This is a genomic window from Streptomyces nanshensis (assembly GCF_001751255.1).
GTDB lineage: Bacteria > Actinomycetota > Actinomycetes > Streptomycetales > Streptomycetaceae > Streptomyces > Streptomyces nanshensis_A.
Window position 1 is genome coordinate 19,660 of the sequence record NZ_LJGW01000279.1, and the last position, 13,974, is coordinate 33,633.

Consider the following 13,974-nt stretch of genomic DNA (forward strand, 5'->3'; position numbering starts at 1 on the left):
TTGATTCTTGCGCCGCCTTTCCCAGCGGCCTCAATTCCCCTGCGCAGCAAGGGGAACGAGTGCAGAAGAGTCCGAATCATCCCTGCGCACACCGCCGTTACCATTGGTCACACCGGTGCGCCAGAATTTTCATCGCCCGGATTCCCAATTTCATTGGAGTAGCCCAGACTTCAGCCCTCCGCGCGCTGTTACGCTCACTTCGCGATTGAGCCCCCGTCACTTATGCGTACGACGAACGGGCCTCGGCGCGAAGAGAATTCACAGCCGACGAGAAGAAGGCGATATGCGAAGAAGAACTGTGTGGGGCGCGGTCGCGGCCGCGTCGGCCCTGGCGATGACCGCGGCGGGGGTGGCGACCGCCGTCGGCGCGGAGGGGGCGGCGGACTGCGCCCAGACCCGGATATTCGAGGTCGGCGGGCACCTCGACGGGAACGCCACGGCCTACGACAAGGGCAACGGCAAGCTCCCCGCCGGAGTGGACTTCCAGAAGGTGCAGTACTCGGCCCAGATCGCGCCCTACCCGGGCGACACGATCTCCATGGACGACTCGGTGGCCGAGGGAATCGCCAAGCTGGACAAGGCGGTTCGCGACTACCACGGTCAGTGCCCCGGATCCCACATCACCATCTCCGGGTACTCCGAGGGCGCGATCGTCGCCGGTGACGAGCTGAACAAGCTCTCGCGCGAGCAGAGCATCCCGCACCAGCAGATCGACGGCGTCCTCTACGGCGACCCGCGGCGTCCCGGCGTCAAGGGCGGCCCCGGCGGCATCGAGACGAACCTGCCGACGATCGTCCCGGGCATCACCATGAAGGGCCCGCGCGGCTTCGGTGACATCGCTGTCCACGAGATCTGCAACAAGAACGACGGGATCTGCTACTCCGAGAACCCGGTGACCAACCTGCTCGGCTTCGCCAACGGCGTCGCGGGCTACTTCCTGGGCGACCACGGGTACGACATCGACCCCGCCGCCCAGCGGGGCAACGGGGACACCGTCCACGACCAGCCGCCGCGCGTGCCGCACGGCCCGCCGCTGCCGATTCCGGCGAAGACGCCGTACGAGCAGTACAAGGGCGACGTGCCCGGTGCGCAGAAGGCGCTCAGCGGTTTCCGTGAGGGCGTGCTGAAGCACCTGCCGCGTGAACTGCGCGACAAGATGGACGAGTTCCCCTGGCTGTCGGTGCCGGAGAAGCAGGCGAAGTAGCCGGGAGCGGTCCCGTACGCGCCGGGCCCCGCAGCCCCCGCACCGTCCGGCGCGTACGACTGCGCGGTGCCGCACTACGGACACCGTCCGTGGGCGGCACCCGCGCAGTGCCTGTTCCGGGCTGAACCGGGCCGGGCTCAGCCCAGCCGGCCGAAGGTGTGGCTGACGTGCTCGGCGAACATCGTGATCCCGGGCATGGGACGGTCCAGGGCCGCGGCGGACTCGGCGACGCCGTGCTCCTCCAACTCCCAGCCCAGACCCTTCAGTTGGTCCGTGACGGGCGAGCGGTCGCCCTCCGGGAAGAGCGAACGGAAGTCCATGCCGAAGGACTTGGAGCGCTCCACCATGGTCTCGTCGTCGAGCACCTGCATGACGTTGTCGATCCGCTCCACGGCGAACCGGCTGCCGGCGGCCGAGAGCCGGCTGACCTCGGTGAAGAGCCGTGCCTCGGCCTCGGGGGGCAGATACGGGAGCAGCCCCTCGGCGAGCCAGGCGGTGGGCCTGGAGGGGTCGAAGCCGGCGGCCTCCAGCGCGGCGCCCCAGTCCTCCCGCAGATCGATCGGTACGGGACGGCGGTCGCAGCCGGGAGTGGCGCCTTCGCCCTCCAGCGTCTCCGACTTGAAGGCGAGCACGGCCGGCTGGTCCAGCTCGAAACAGACGGTGCCGGAGGGCCAGGAGAGCCGGTAGGGGCGGGTGTCGAGGCCCGAGGCGAGGATCACCGCCTGCCGGATGCCCTCCTCGGAGGCGCTGAGGAAGTAGTCGTCGAAGACCCGTGAGCGCACACCGATGTAGTCGGTGGCGCCCCTCCACAGCTCCTCGTCCTCGCTCGCCATGGCGGCGGCTCCCTCGGCGCCGTCGGCGAAGGGGAAGGGCACGGGTGCCTGAGCGGCGGCGACCAGCCGGGCGGCGTAGGGATCGGTGATCAGGGCGTCCGGACGGTCGCTCTCGGCCGCTCTGCCGGCGGCCACCGCCAGGGCGGTCAGGCCGACGCCGGTGACGATGTCCCACTGCTGGTCCGTGCTCAACGGACACCTCCGTCTTTCGCGGTTGTTGCTGTCGCGGTCGCCGCTTGCGCGGCCGTCTCCCAACTCGCCTGCGGTCGCGGGGAGTTGCCGCGCCGCGGACGGGCTCGGCGCCTCCGGTGGGAGGCACCCGGCGCACACTATTAGATGGATGACTCAAGCAACTACATCGCTTTTCAGCCCCTGTTGGGCACGCCGGGGCGGGGCTGCGCCCAGGGACGTACGGCAGCTGGACCGGGCGGCCACGGCCCCTCAGCCGTCGGCGCCGTCGGGGCTGCCGGAGCCGTCCGAACCGGCTGAGCCGTCCGCCCCGTCGAGGTCGACCCGTACGGTCAGCAGATTCGTGCCGAAGGCGCGCACCGCGGCGCTGTTGAAGCGCGGCAGCGTCCGCAGCCGGGCACGGGCGTCGTCCTCCGGAAGCAGCCGGGCGGTGCCCGTGTGCCAGCGCCCCCGGATACGGACGCGGACGCGCGGGTCGGCCTGGATGTTCCGTACGTACTGCGCCTTCTCCCCGTACTCGGAGACCATCCAGAACACCTCGCCGCTGCGGCGTCCGCCCACCGGGGTGCGGCGGGCCAGGCCGGAGCGGCGTCCGGTCGTCTCCAGCAGGACCTGGCCGGGGAGGCGGCGGTTGACCGGATTGGCGATCCGCCGCTGAAAGGCGGTGACCGCACGGAACTTCAGCTCGTGACGACGCGACATGCCCCCATTCTGGCGCGCGCCGGGGACGGTGCGGGGTCGGCTCGGCCAGACGCCGCGGAGGACCGGGCGGTGCCGGCGGTCAGCCCCGGCGGGCGAGCGCGGCGACCTGCGCTCCGCTCAGCGCACGGTCGAAGGCCCGTACGTCGTCCACGGTGCCGTCGACGCCGCGGAACGCCTCGCCGAAGGACAGTCCGCGGCCCGCCGCGAAGTCCCCGTCGGCGGCGAAGTCGCTGTCGTGGCCGGTGACGTCCTCCAGCCTGCCGTCGACGTAGAGCCGGATCTCGTCGGCGTCGTCGTCGTAGACGCCCGTCAGATGCGTCCACTCGCCGGTCTCGGGGCCGAAGTCCGCGGCGGCCTCGTCCGCGTCGGCCTCCTCGGCGTCCTCCTCGTCGTCGAAGGGGACGCGCATCTCCCAGCGGTCCTCGTCCGCGTCGTACTGGAGCAGGAAGCCGCTGGACTGGTCCGCGTCCTGGCTCACCACGACCTGGCGGTCCTCGGTGTCGGCGAGGTTGACGCGTGCGGAGACGGTGAAGCTGCTCTCGGTGTCGACGACGGGGCCGTCCGAGACCACGGCCTGCCCGCCCGAGAAGCGTGCGGCGCTGCCGGCGATGCTCGGCGCCGGGGCGCCGGTGAGCCTGCCGGTGCGGCCGTTGCCCGACGTGTCCGTCACCGCACCGCCGTCGACCTTGTCGAAGACCCACTCCAGGGCGGCGCCCCGCACCGGCGGGCTGGAGGCGGGCGGCCGGGGCTTGCCGCCGCCGGAGGGCGGCTTGGAACGGCCGGCGGTCACGGTGGAGGTCGCGGTGGCCGTCGCCGTCGTACGGGAGGGAGCCGGCTCGGCGGACGGCGCGGGCGCCGCGCTCTGCGACGGCTTCGCCTCGCTGCTCTGCGGCGCCCCCGGACGCAGATCGCCGGAGAAGGCGAACGCGGCGGCCAGCGAGGCCAGGCCGATCAGGGCGAGGCTCTGCACCAGGCGGCTTACGCGCGGCCGGCTCCGTCCGACAGGGCCCGGAATGCCCCAGCGGCCGAAAAGGCGGCGGCGCATCCGGCCCGGCGTGTGCGGCAAGTGGGCGCCGCCCGGGAGGAGTTCGAGGGCGGTGCCGACCGGGGCGTTCTCCTCGGCCCGTATGGCGCCGTACTCCGCGCCGCCCCACGGCAGCACGGCCTCGGCGAGGAGTCCGCCGCAGTCCACGCGCAACCGGCCCAGGTCGGCGACGGCACGGGTGCACGCGGCACAGCCTTCGAGGTGCGGCGCGAGGTCCGCCGCCATGTCGATCGCGTTCTCCTCGGCGTAGGCGAGGACCATCCGGTGAAAGGGGCGGCACTCGTCGTCGAGGCCCGCCTGATGGAGCTGTTCGTAGACGTTGTACAGCTCGTTCCGCGCGCGTCTGCGCAGCAGCGGCACGGCCTCGGTGCCGGAGCCGAGGATCTCCTCGACGCGCTCGTCCTCGTCGCGTTCGACGGCGGTGTGCCACAGCACGGCCTGGCTGCTCTCGGCGAGGCCCTCGAAGGCCCGTACGGCCACGGACGACGGGTGATAATCCGCTTCCGCCGCTGCCGCGGGGGTCTGCGGGCCGCCCGTCTCCGCGTGCACGTTCGTCTGTGTCCAGCTCAGCAAGTCCGGTGACAGGACGCTGCGTTGGTCCGTGACGGACCAGGCGACGGCCGTACGGAGGACGACGGAGAGCGCACGGGGACGCACGGCACCGGAGGCGCCGCGGTCCAGGGGATGCAGCGAGCGCTTCCACGCCTGGCCCGCGAGGGCGTCGGCCGCGGACGAGCTCACGACGCAGGAGGAGGCGAAGACCCTCACCGCCTGGAAGTGGCGCCGCTCCAGCTCGCGCAGGGCGGCGCTCGCGGGCTCCCCGCCCGCCCGTACGAGCCGGAGCAGTTCCGCGTCAGACAGGTGCGCGCATTCCATCCGTTCGTATCTCCCCGGCAGTCCTGCCGTGCCCGCCGTACGAACCGGATGCATCACGTGCGGGCCGACGCCTGGACCGCGTCGGTGGCATTGGTCAACATCCAGCTCAGCGGAAGGATGAGGAAAACGCCATAGGCAATAGGTACCTAGCCTCGCCCGCCACCCGATGCCGTCGTCGCATCACCCGACGGGCCGGGGTTGACGGTCGGGGCATGGCCGGGACGGGTGGTTACCGACGGGTCCCGGCGGGCGGGGGTTTGAGGTGCCGTCTGAGGAGCAATGCCCAGCCCGGCCCGGCAGCCGGAACGGCCGGGCGGCCGGATCCCGGCCCGGCCGCTCCCGGTTCCGGCTGTCCGGGCGCTCCGGGCTCCCCCGGGCGGGCGCGCGCCGTCTCCCCAACGGACGGGCGCTGTCTGTCCGTTGGGGAGGCCGGCCGGCTTTCAGGGGACACGGCCTCACAGCCGTGGGTCGACGGGCTCCGACTCCAGCGCCAGCACGGCGAACACGGGCTCGTGGACGCGCCACAGCGGCTCGCCCGCCGCCAGCCGGTCCAGTGCCTCCAGACCGAGCGCGTACTCGCGCAGCGCGAGCGACCGCTTGTGCCCCAGAGAGCGCGAACGCAGCCGCTCCAGGTGCTCGGGCCGGGTGTAGTCCGGGCCGTAGACGATCCGCAGATACTCCCGTCCGCGGCACTTCACGCCCGGCTGCACCAGGCCCTTGCGGCCCCGTACCAGTGCCTCCCGCGGCTTGACGACCATGCCCTCGCCGCCCGCCTCCGTACGCTCCGTCCACCACCGCACGGCGGCGGCCTCGCTGTCCGGGTCGGCCGTGTCGACGGTGATACGGGCCGTGGCGCGCAGCAGCCCGGGACGGCCCGCGGTGGACGCGGCGTCGGTGTCCGCGGCCACCAGCCGGTCCAGCCAGGCCAGTTGGCCGTCGTGCGGGACCGCCGCGAGGCTGCGGCCCTCGGCCGCGAGGATCTGGAACGGGGCGAGGCGCACCCCCTCCAGCCCGTCCACCGGCCAGCAGTAGCGGCGGTAGGCGTCGGTGAACGCCGAGGCGCACGCGGCCCGTTCACGCTGCCGCTCCAGCAACGCGCCGACGTCGGCGCCCCGTTCGGCCGCGCTTTCCAGCGCCGCGAGAGCAGGCGGGAAGGCCGCGCCCGCGGCGGCGCCCACCGCGGCGTACTGCTCGCGCAGCAGACCCGACGCCTTCAGCGACCACGGCAGCAGCTCCGCGTCGAACAGCAGCCAGTCCGTGCCGAGTTCGTCCCACAGCCCGGCTCCGCCGACGGCCTCCCGCAGCCTCGTCAGCAGCTCCTCGGTGAGCGCGGCGTCGTCGAAGAAGGGGCGTCCCGTCCGCGTGTGCACCGTGCCCGTGGCGCCGTCCGCGACGCCGAAGCGCCGCCGCGCGGTCTCCGCGTCACGGCAGACCAGCGCCACCGCGCGGGAGCCCATGTGCTTCTCCTCGCACACCAACTGCCGTACGCCGTCGGCACGGTAGGCCGCGAACGCCTCCCGCGGATGCTCCAGGAAGCCTTCCTCGGACGACGTCGCGCACGGCGCCATCGTCGGCGGCAGATACACCAGCCGGTGCGGGTCGACGGCGAAGCGGCTCATCACCTCCAGCGCGGCCGCCGCGTTCTCCTCCCGTACCGAGACCCGGCCGTGGTGCTCCGTCTCGACGATCCGGCGGCCCGCGACGTCGGTCAGGTCCAGCGGGCGTTCCCGTGCGCCGGATCCGGACGGCGCCGCCAGAGGCCGCACCGGCTCGTACCAGACCTTCTCGGCCGGTACGTCGGCCAGTTCGCGTTCCGGCCAGCGCAGCGCGGTGAGCCTCCCGCCGAAGACACAGCCGGTGTCCAGGCAGATCGTGTTGTTCAGCCACGACGCGGTGGGCACCGGGGTGTGCCCGTAGACGACGGCCGCACGGCCCCGGTACTCCTCGGCCCAGGGATAGCGCACGGGCAGGCCGTACTCGTCGGTCTCGCCGGTGGTGTCCCCGTACAGCGCGAACGAGCGCACCCGGCCCGACGTACGGCCGTGGTACTTCTCGATCAGACCGGCGTGACACACGACGAGCGCGCCGCCGTCCAGCACGTAGTGGCTGACGAGGGAGTCGACGAACGCCGCGACCCGCTCCTTGAACTCCTCGCTTTCGCCCTCCAGTTGGGCGACCGTCTCGGCGAGGCCGTGGGTGAGCCGCACCGAGCGGCCCTTGAGGTGGCGGCCGAACTTGTTCTCGTGGTTGCCGGGGACGCACAGCGCGTTCCCGGCCTCCGTCATGCCCATCACCAGCCGCAGCACGCCCGGACTGTCCGGACCGCGGTCGACGAGGTCGCCGACGAACACCGCCGTACGGCCCCGCGGATGGCGGGCGTCCACGGAGCGGCCCTCCGCGTCCCGCACCAGTTCGTACCCCAGCCGGGTCAGCAGCGACTCCAGCTCCGAGCGGCAGCCGTGCACGTCGCCGACGACGTCGAACGGCCCGGTGAGATGCCGCAGGTCGTTGTAGCGCCGCTCCAGCCGTACGGAGGCGGCTTCCACCTCCTCGGGGCTGCGCAGCACATGCACCCTGCGGAAGCCCTCACGCGCCAACGACTTGAGAGAGCGCCGCAGTTCACGCCGCTGCCGGGGCAGCACACGCGCGGGCATGTCCGCGCGGTCGGGCCGCCGCGCGTTGCGCTCGGCGCACACCTTCTCCGGCAGATCCAGGACGATCGCCACGGGCAGCACGTCGTGCTCGCGCGCGAGCCGTACGAGCGACTTGCGCGCCTCCGGCTGGACGTTGGTGGCGTCCACGACGGTCAGACGGCCCGCCGCGAGCCGCTTGCCGGCGATGTGGTGCAGCACGTCGAACGCGTCGCGCGTGGCGGCCTGGTCGTTCTCGTCGTCGGCGACGAGGCCGCGGCAGAAGTCCGACGAGAGGACCTGCGTGGGCAGGAAGTGCCGCCGCGCGAAAGAGGACTTGCCCGAGCCGGTCGCGCCGACGAGGACGACCAGCGACAGGTCGGGGACGCCGAGCGCGGTGGACGCGGCGTCGGCGGACGTGACGTCGGTCGGCGCGGCGCCGGAGGACGGGGGCGCGGCGGAGAGTGGGGGCGCGGCGGGCGCCTCGTGCGGTGCCGCCGCCTCGTGTGCCGCCTCCGCGCCGGGTGCGGTGCCGTTCATGCGCCCTCCTCCTTCGTCTCCTCGTCCACGTTCACGTCGTTGTGCGCGTCCGCGTTCACGTCCTTGTGCGCGTCCCGGCTCGCGTCCCAACTCGCGTCCCTGCTCGCGGTCTTGTCCGCGGTCTTGTCCGCGCCTGCCGTCCGGGGGTCCTCCCGGTGGTGCGCGGGCTCCGCCTCGAAGACCGCCATCTGCGTCGGCGGGCCCACCTCCGGGTCCTCGTCGCCGACCGGCCGGAACCCGACGCGGTAGCCGTGCCGCTCCGCGACCTGCTCCGCCCATGCGCGGAACTGCGCCCTGTCCCACTCGAACCGGTGGTCCGGGTGGCGTGACCGCCCCGCGGGCAGCGACTCCCAGCGGACGTTGTACTCGGCGTTCGGCGTGGTCACGAGCACATGGCCGGGCCGGGCCACCGCGAAGACGGCGTGCTCCAGCGCGGGCAGCCGCGGCGGGTCCACATGCTCGACGACCTCGCTCAGCACGGCCGCGTCATAGCCCGTGAGCCGTGCGTCGCCGTAGGCGAGCGAGCCCTGTATCAGCCGCACCCGTTCCGCCTGCCGCTCCGGCATGCGCTCCAGGCGCAGCCGCCGCGCCGCCTAGTGCGCGCACCGACACGTCCATGCCGACCACTTCGCTGATCCGGCTCTCCTTGAGCAGGGCGCCGACGAGCTGTCCTTGGCCGCAGCCCAGGTCGAGCACGCGGCGCGCCCCGGTCTCAGCGAGGACGCGCAGGATCTCCTCGCGGCGCCGCACCGCGAGCGGCACCGGCCGCTCCTCGGTGTCCGCCTCCTCGTCGACGGCGTTGTCCAGGTCGGCGGCCTCGGCGTCGTCCGCCTCGGCGAGCCGCGCCAACTCCAGCCGCTCCCGCGCGTCGTGGGTCAGCGAGCGCCCGGCGGACGAGATAGCGGCGGGTGATCAGCTCCTGTTCGGGGTGGCCGGGCAGCCAGCCCTCACCGGCGCGCAGCAGCTTGTCGACCTCGTCCGGGGCGACCCAGTAGTGCTTGGCGTCGTCCAGGACCGGCAGCAGTACGTACAGATGGCGCAGCGCGTCCGCGAGACGCAGCCGTCCGGAGAGCGCGAGGCGCACGTACCGCGAGTCGCCCCACTCGGGGAACTCCCCGTTTAGCGGCAGCACTTCGGCGCTCACGTCCCAGCCGAGCGGCTCCAGCAGCCGCCGTACGAGGTCGGGTCCGCCACGCGCGGGCAGCACGGGGACCTCGACGCGCAACGGCAGTGCGCGGCCGGGCAGTTCGGGCCGCGCGTCGCAGCGGCCCCGCAGGGCGCTGGCGAAGACCGCGCGCAGGGCGACGGCGAGCAGCGAAGACGCCGCGTACGGACGGTCGTTGACGTACTGGGCCAGCTCGGGGCCGTGTGCGCCGCCGCGGGCGCCCTTGCCCCGCGCGCCGCCGGGTCCTCCCCTGGCGCCCCGTACGAGCGCGACCGGGTCCACGTCGAGCAGCAGCGCGGCGGTGCAGCGCTCCGGCGACGCCTCCGGGTAGAAGACGTGCGCGTCGCCGCCCGAGGTGGGGAAGCGCTGCGCCCTCGCGGGGTGTTTGTGCAGCAGGAACCCCAGGTCGGTCGCCGGACTGCGGACGTCTCCCGTGGTGCTTATCGTCATGAACACCGGGCCGAGTATCCCCGGGCCTCGCCCGCCGCCCCACTGCTTTTTCACCGCCCCCGGAGCCGTCGTCCGGCCGGTGCTGATCGCTCACGATCTGCCAATTCCCTTGCGTACCGGGGTCGTTGGGGCCCGAAGGTCCTTACTGTGCTGCGAGCCGGCATGCGCGAAGGGGGGCGAGGGTGTGGAGGCTCCGGCAGCGTGGCCGTTCGTGGGACACGAGCAGGAGATCGCCGCTTTCGACGAGGCCCTCGCGGACCGTCGGCGGCACGCGTTCGTCGTGCACGGGCCGCCGGGCATCGGCAAGTCGCACTTCGCACAGGTCTGCCGGGAACGCGCCGAGGCCGCCGGGCACCCGGCCGGCCGTGCCGTCGCCGTCTTCGCACCGGGCGCGCCGCTGGCCTCGCTGGCGCATCTGCTGCCGCACGGGGCGGACGCCGGCGACCCGGTGTCCCTGTTCGCCCTGGCCCGCGAGGCACTCGGACCCGGGGACGAGGGCCACCGGTACGTGCTCCTCGCCGACGATCTCGACGGGCTGGACGAGGCGTCGGCCCGTCTCGTCGCCCAACTCCTCGAAGCCGGGGCGGTGTTCCTCCTCGGCACGGTCACCTCGCTGCGCGACCTCGGCCCCGTCGCGTACCGCCTGCAGAGCAGCGGACAGGCGCTGCGCAGAGCGCTGGGCGGGCTGAGCGAACGGCAGACCGGCGAGGTGCTGCACCGGGCGCTCGGCGGACCCGTCGAGCCGCGTACGGTCTCGCTGCTGCACCGGGTCAGCGCCGGAAACCCTTGCTATCTGCGGGAGTTCACACAGCACGCCCTCGCGGCGGACGGCCTCGTGGACGACGGTGAATGGTGGACGCTCGTCTCCGACGTCGGCGCCTCCCCGCTGCTGTCGGAGATGGTCGGGCGAAGCCTCTCCGGCGTCTCGGACGAGACCCGCAGAACGCTCGACCGGATCGCGCTGTGCCAGCCCGTCGAGGCCGCGACGCTGCCCGCCGGTGCGCTGGAGGAGCTGGAGCGGGCGGGCATCGTACGGACGGTGCGCGAGGGCCGCCGGGAGTCGGTCACGCTGCGCCACCCCGCACACGAGAAGGTGCTGCGCTCGGCGGTCTCCTCGCCTGAGCGGCGCCGCATCCTGGGCGACGAGGCCGAACTCGTGCGGGCCCGGGGCGCGAAGCGGCTCACCGACAAGATCCGCATCGCCTCCTGGCAGCTCGCCGCCACCGGCTCGGCCGACCCGGACACGCTGCTGCGCGCGGCGACGCTTGCCCGGCGTACGCAGAACTTCCGTACCGTGCGCGAGCTTTCACGCGCCGCGTGCCGCGAGGGCGAGGACTTCCTGCCGCGGCTGCTGCTCGCGGAGTCGCTGTACGAACTCGGCGAACTCGCGGGCGCCTGGGAGGTCTTCGAGGAGGCGGCGCAGCGCGCGGAGGACGAGTTCGACCGGCTGCTCCTCGCCCTGGGCAGATCGCGGCTGCTGGCCTGGGGCTTCATCGACGTCCACCAGGCCCTGGACGTCAACGCGCGGGCGGCGCGCGAACTGCGCGAGCAGCGCCACCGGGACGTGCTGACCGCGGCACGCGGCGCCGTCCTCATGGCGTTCGGACGCCCCGACGACGCGCTGGCGGTGGTCGGCGGCGCACCGGCGGCGACGGACCGCGCCGTCCCCGGATCCGGGAAGGGATCCGGGGGCGGAAAGGACAAGGCACCGGAGGCCGACTGTCTCGCCGGCGTACTCGGCGACGGCGCCCGCGCCACCGCCCTCGTCGCAACAGGCCGGGTGCAGGAGGGACTTGCGGCGGCACGCGACGCGTACGACGAGCGCATACGTCTGGACGAGTCGCCCGCGATACCGCACCCCGTGGAGCATCTGAGCGCCGTGATGTTCGCGCTGGCCGAGGACGGGCGCCTGGAAGAGGCGTACAAGACGGGGAAACAGGGCTGGCAGGAGGCCCTCGCCGACGACGTCGCCGGAGCGGAGGCGCTGATCGCGGCGGCCCTCGCGCGCTGCGCGCTGCTGCTCGGCAGACCCGTACGGGCCCGCCGCTGGGCCTCCCAATCCGCGTGCGTCGCCTCGCGCAACTCCTTCCCGGGCACCCTGCACACGGCACTCGCACTCAAGGCGGAGGCCGCCGCGCTGACGCAGGACCTGCCCGCCGCGCGCACGGCGTCCGCGGCGTGTGCGGGGCTGCCCCGCTGGGGCGTCTTCCGCCCCGAACTCCCGCTGGGCGAGGCGTGGTCACTGGCCGCCGAGGGCAAGCAGCACGCCGCGCGCGACGTGCTGTGGGAGGCGGCGGAGGACGCACGTGCGGCGGGTCATCTCGCCGCCGAGGCACACCTTTTGACGGACCTCGCCCGCCTCGGCGACGCGCGGAACGCCGAGCCGGAGATGACCCGGGTCGCGGCCGCCTCGGACGGCGGCCTGACCGCGGCCCGCGCCGCCTACGTCGGCGCACTGGCCGCCGCGGACCCCGAACGGCTGCTGGAGAGCGCCCAACTGCTGGAATCGGCCGGTGCGTTGCTGGTGGCGGCGGAGGCAGCCGCGGCGGCCTGCACCCACTGGAGCCAGCGCGGCGAACACCGCCACGCCACCGCCGCGGAGAACCTCTCCCTCGGCCTCCAGCGCCACTGCGAACAGGCCCGTACGCCGGGCCTGACGGTGCTGGGGGCGGCGAAGCACCTCACGTCCCGCGAGGCGGAGATCGCCGGCCTGGTGTGCGCGGGCCTGACGAACGCCGAGGTGGCCGAGGCGGTGACGATCTCCAAGCGCACGGTCGACAACCACCTCCAGAACATCTACCGCAAACTCGGCGTCCGCAGCCGCCGCGCACTGCGCACGGAATATCTGAGGGAGGACTTCACCTGACGGAGGGCCCAACTCCCCCTCCGCAGCACACATTTGCCCACGCCGAGATCGCGACGAAGCCCAACAAGGTGCCACCGACGGACAGTCACCCACGACGGAAGCCCGACGAACAATCCCCCCAGCTCCCGCACAGCACCACAACCGCACCCACACGAGAGGCGCCGCCGTGGCGCCAGCCACGGCACAAGCCGACCACGAACAACCACCCACCCGGAACAACCCCCACCCGCCGCAACGGCAAAGCACCCCCACAACGAGAGCCCGGCGGAAACACGACCACACCGACCAACTCAACACATCGGCCACCCAGTTCAACACCACGCCCCCGCAGGGCCGGGATTCGCAGGCCCCCGAGGCCCGCGTACCCGCGTACCACCACGCACCCCCGTCGACTGGCCCGCCGCGCCAGGGGCACCCCGCGGTTTACCGCCCCGCCANCCCCGCCAGCGCCGCCACTTCCTCCCCCGTCAACGCCCGCTTGAACGCCCGTACGTCGTCGATCGCCCCGTCGAAGCCCCGGACGAACTCCTCGCCCGCCAGCCCCCGGCCGACCACGAAGTCCCCCTTCGCGGCGACCACTTGGAACGTACCGAGACCCGGGGCCGAGCGTCCGCCTCCGCCGCCGAAGAAGCCGCCGCCGGGACGTCCGCCACCGCCGAAGCCGCCGCCCCGGCCTCCGCGTCCGCCCCGGCCGCCACCGCCGTCGCCGCCGCCGGACGTCGTGGTCGTCGTCGTGGTGGTGGAACTGCTCGCGGAACCGTCGTCGCCCGCACCGCCGTCGTCCGAACCGTCGTCGCCCGAACCACCGTCGTCCGAACCGCCGTTCGCGGAGCCGCCCGCGGCCGCGCCGTCGCCCTCGCCCTCCCCCGCACCGTCGCCGGAGCCGTCGTCGACGTGGGCGGTGTCCTCCAGCTTGCCGTCGACGAAGAGACGGATCTCGCCCGCGTGCGCGTCGTAGACGCCCGTCAGATACGTCCATCTGTCGGGGGCCGGGCCCGGTCCGGAGCCCGCCTGCAGAAGCTCGGCGTCCGCGGCGTCCTCCTCCGGCATGATCATCTCCCAGCGGTCCGAGTCCGGGTCGTACTGGAGGGAGAAGCCGCTGATGTGGGCGGCGTCCTGGCTGACCACCGTCTGGAAGTCCTCGGTGTCGTTCATCTTGGCCCGCGCGGAGACCGAGAAGCTCTTCGTGGTGTCGACGACGGGCCCGTCCGCGACGACCGACTGCTCGCCCGCGAACTCCAGCACGTCGCCCTTGCCCAGCTCCGGCAGCGGGTCGCCGTCGAGGGTGCCGTGGGTGCCGTTGCCCGAGGTGTCGACGGTCTCGCCGTCGTCGACCGCGTCGAAGAGCCACTCGAGTTCCGCTCCGCGCACGGGCGACGAGGGCTCGTAGCCCGTGCCGGGCGCGGGCGCGGTCACGGTCGAGGTGGCGGTCGCCGTCGGCTCGGCCCCGCCGGGCGCCCCGGGCGCGCCGGAG

General features: G+C 73.4%; 7 protein-coding genes and 1 pseudogene. 2 read left to right on the forward strand and 6 right to left on the reverse strand.

Features of this window, described 5'->3' with window-relative positions; genetic code table 11:
• Positions 1 to 283 precede the first annotated feature (283 nt).
• Positions 284 to 1,204 (forward strand): PE-PPE domain-containing protein, encoded by a 921-nt coding sequence (locus AN218_RS16470; RefSeq protein WP_070017646.1) that lies wholly within the window; start codon positions 284 to 286, stop codon positions 1,202 to 1,204.
• A gap of 137 nt (positions 1,205 to 1,341) precedes the next feature.
• On the opposite strand, the gene AN218_RS16475 is transcribed toward AN218_RS16470, so the two are convergent.
• The 5 genes and pseudogenes from AN218_RS16475 to AN218_RS16495 all read right to left on the reverse strand — a co-directional run bounded on the left by AN218_RS16475 (position 1,342) and on the right by AN218_RS16495 (position 9,640).
• Positions 1,342 to 2,229 carry an SAM-dependent methyltransferase gene (locus AN218_RS16475; RefSeq protein ID WP_070017647.1) on the reverse strand — a complete coding sequence of 296 codons (888 nt, stop codon included), beginning with the start codon at positions 2,227 to 2,229 and terminating at the stop codon, positions 1,342 to 1,344.
• A gap of 249 nt (positions 2,230 to 2,478) precedes the next feature.
• Complete coding sequence (locus AN218_RS16480) at positions 2,479 to 2,928, reverse strand: nitroreductase/quinone reductase family protein (protein WP_070017648.1); 450 nt, start codon at positions 2,926 to 2,928, stop codon at positions 2,479 to 2,481.
• Between the two features lie 79 nt (positions 2,929 to 3,007).
• Positions 3,008 to 4,849: a LamG domain-containing protein gene (locus AN218_RS16485; RefSeq protein WP_070017649.1), complete on the reverse strand. Its 1,842-nt coding sequence runs from the start codon at positions 4,847 to 4,849 to the stop codon at positions 3,008 to 3,010.
• A 455-nt stretch (positions 4,850 to 5,304) separates the two neighbouring features.
• Positions 5,305 to 8,019, reverse strand: coding sequence for a polynucleotide kinase-phosphatase (locus AN218_RS16490; RefSeq protein ID WP_079132241.1), 2,715 nt, complete (start codon positions 8,017 to 8,019; stop codon positions 5,305 to 5,307).
• Positions 8,016 to 9,640, reverse strand: a pseudogene (locus AN218_RS16495) (3' terminal RNA ribose 2'-O-methyltransferase Hen1). Before AN218_RS16495 ends, AN218_RS16490 begins: the two are co-directional and overlap by 4 nt.
• A gap of 205 nt (positions 9,641 to 9,845) precedes the next feature.
• Between AN218_RS16495 and AN218_RS16500 the strand changes: the two are divergent.
• Positions 9,846 to 12,500 (forward strand): helix-turn-helix transcriptional regulator, encoded by a 2,655-nt coding sequence (locus AN218_RS16500; RefSeq protein WP_141747598.1) that lies wholly within the window; start codon positions 9,846 to 9,848, stop codon positions 12,498 to 12,500.
• Positions 12,501 to 12,923: 423 nt separating this feature from the next.
• Here the strand turns inward: AN218_RS16500 and AN218_RS16505 are convergent, their stop codons facing one another.
• The gene (locus AN218_RS16505; protein ID WP_476755964.1) at positions 12,924 to 13,916 is read right to left on the reverse strand and encodes a LamG-like jellyroll fold domain-containing protein; all 993 of its coding nucleotides are present in this window, start codon (positions 13,914 to 13,916) and stop codon (positions 12,924 to 12,926) included.
• Positions 13,917 to 13,974: the final 58 nt, after the last annotated feature.